Origin of the sequence: Armatimonas sp. (assembly GCF_043760365.1) — a bacterium.
Classification (GTDB): Bacteria; Armatimonadota; Armatimonadia; order Armatimonadales; family Armatimonadaceae; genus Armatimonas.
Map to the genome: position 1 here is coordinate 1 of NZ_JAYUPA010000220.1, position 2,085 is coordinate 2,085.

Sequence of the window (2,085 nt, forward strand, 5' to 3'; positions counted from 1 at the left end):
CCTGTGCGCTCTTTGATCTACGGGCCGCCGTGCCCATCTCACGCAGAGCTGCGGAGCAGCTGGCCGCTCTGACCGGGGGAATCGCAAAGCCTACACTCACCCAGCGGGCGCACTATGGGAAAGTGCCCGAGGTGGAGAGTACGACAGGGGACTTTCGGACGGGGTGGGTGGTGCGCGATGCCCAACTGACGGCGAATCGCTGGCCACGTACGGCTTTCCTAGTCACACAATATACGCCGCTGCCTCCGTTTGCGCTGGCCCTGGCACAGCTCGGAAAAGCCGCCCTTTTTTTCGAGGGCGACGGCACGCTGCAAGAGTGGGTACCCACCGCCGCGCTCCCCCTTCCCAACGGCCTCTCTGCTCAGGTTCGGGTAGGGACAACCGAGCTTCCCCACGTGATCCGCACGCGCGATTCCCTCACCGATGCCCACGCCTGGCTCAAAGAAATCCCCCTTCGCAGCGAGGAACGAGCGAATGCCGGAGGGGGAAAGCCGTCTCAGCGGCAGGGGGAGGTTGGGCTTCGCGAAGGGGGGAATATTTTGGAGGCTCCGAAAACGCGGCTCCATGCTGCGCTTCGGCTCTGGAGCGCGATCTGGCTTCTGCACCCGAGTCGCGAGGCACTGCAGCCGGTGTGGGAGCGGGCCTGGCCGGGGTTTCTTGCGCAAGTGCAGGTCGCCACCGATGCTTCCAGCTTTCACCGGGCCGTCCGACGACTCCTGCGACAGACGGGTGATGGGCACGCCCTGACATTGACCCCGCTCGACGGCCTTCTTTTTGGGAACCTGGCGGCGACCGTGCGGCTTCAAACCATCGAGGGCAAGCCGACTATTGTGGCGATCCGGCACCCTGCTGCCGCTGCGGGGGGGGCGAAAATCGGCGATGTGGTAACGGCCGTGGACGCAGTGACCGTACGGCTGCGACGCAAGCAGCTAGAGGGCTACCTCGCGGCAGGGACGCCTCAAGCGCGGGAGAACTACCTTAACAACCGGCTCCTGGCAGGCGATGAGGGCAGCAATGCGCACCTGACTCTGGAAGGGGGCCAGGGCATCGTGGTGCCCCGCTTGAGGACAAGCAGTAAAGAGCGTCGCGGCGAGACGGTGCGTGTTCTGAGGGGTGGGGTTGTCTACGCGGATCTGGACCGGCTGACGCGTGCCGAGATCGCGCCCTTTTTTGCTCGCTTTGGCAGTGCCCCCGCCCTGATCTTCGACCTGCGGGGCTATGTGGACGAGACGGCGTGGGAGCTGGCTCCGTATTTGGCTCCGCGCGAGAACCTGGTGGCCGCAAAGTTTGTCCGGCCCGTCGCACTCCCCCCCGAAGACGGCGAGCTTGTGGGACGCCACCTGGAGGAGATTTTCTTCCAGCGTCTGCCGTCGCGCATGGGGCAGAAGTGGTACCGCGGGAAAGTGGTGGCACTGATAGACGAGCGCACCCAGAGCCAGGCGGAGCACACTGCACTCTTTCTCCGCGCCTGCGGGGCCGTTCTTGTCGGCTCCCCGACGGCGGGCGCGGTGGGGGATGTGACTAATATTGCCCTTACCGACGGTATTGTGGTGCGCTTCTCCGGTCAGGACGTCCGCTTTCCCGACGGCACGCGTGTGGCAGGCATGGGCATTCAGCCCCAGCGACTCGTACGGCCCACCCGGAAAGGTATCCAGGCAGACCGTGATGAGGTCTTGGAAGCCGCACAAAAAGCGCTTACTTCACGCGGGTGAGGGTCTGAGCCGTGCTTCCGCTGGTCAATGTCAGCGAGTCGCCGTCCTGCTTCCAGGTATTGGTGGACTGGCGGGTGCTTGCAGGGAGCATGCTGAGGATCATAGGAGGCGTGCTTGAGGTCAGGTTCATCTTGAGCTGATCGCCCTCTGCACTCCAAGTACCCGCTAGCTGGACGGAATTGCCCATCACGGAGGCGGTGACCCCGAGCTGTCCGCCGTCTTTGATATCAATTGTTGCAGGGATATTATTGATGCTCCCTGACCATGTCCCCACTGGAGTGGGTTTTTTACAGCCTACCGAGAGAATCAGGGCAGGGACAATAAGCATCGCTGCTACGTTACCAAATCTCATGAACTATTCTCCTAGCCGCCC

2 protein-coding genes are annotated in these 2,085 nt (G+C 63.3%); one reads left to right on the top strand and one right to left on the bottom strand.

Annotated elements, in window-relative coordinates:
* Window positions 1-1,712 (top strand): S41 family peptidase (locus tag ACH2EH_RS05360; RefSeq protein ID WP_395139657.1); only part of this gene is annotated, 1,712 nt, incomplete at its 5' end.
* Here the strand turns inward: ACH2EH_RS05360 and ACH2EH_RS05365 are convergent.
* Window positions 1,696-2,064: a hypothetical protein gene (locus ACH2EH_RS05365; protein WP_395139659.1), complete on the bottom strand. Its 369-nt coding sequence runs from the start codon at window positions 2,062-2,064 to the stop codon at window positions 1,696-1,698. The genes ACH2EH_RS05360 and ACH2EH_RS05365 overlap by 17 nt on opposite strands.
* Window positions 2,065-2,085: the final 21 nt, after the last annotated feature.